This window comes from Bacillus sp. GbtcB10 (assembly GCF_019091365.1).
Taxonomy (GTDB): Bacteria; Bacillota; Bacilli; order Bacillales; family Bacillaceae; genus Bacillus; species Bacillus altitudinis.
This window is the reverse complement of sequence record NZ_JAGXJP010000212.1, coordinates 1-262: the sequence shown is the minus strand read 5'-3', so window position 1 is coordinate 262 and position 262 is coordinate 1. Positions and strand designations below refer to the sequence as shown.

Below are 262 nucleotides of genomic sequence, written 5' to 3'. Positions count from 1 at the left end.
ACATTTGTTTCTTTATAATCTTGTTTAAAATCACGAACCCACTGTTTAGCAGTTTCAGTACGTGGTTTCGTTTTTAAAAAGATTTCTACCGTCGTCTTATTCTCTTTCGTATATGCTTCAAATATAGGCGCTAGTTTCGCTGCTTCTGGCGACTCTAACATTCCAGCGACTTGATCTGCTTTCATACCAGTTAACCCGTCGTATAAGCTTCTCACTTCATATACTTTCTTATCATCTTTTAACTTTTGAACGACTTCTTCTA

Annotated in this window: 1 pseudogene; it reads right to left on the bottom strand. The window is 36.3% G+C overall.

The window, feature by feature from the left end:
- Nucleotides 1–262, bottom strand: a pseudogene (locus KVT11_RS20120) (MMPL family transporter); the annotation flags it as partial.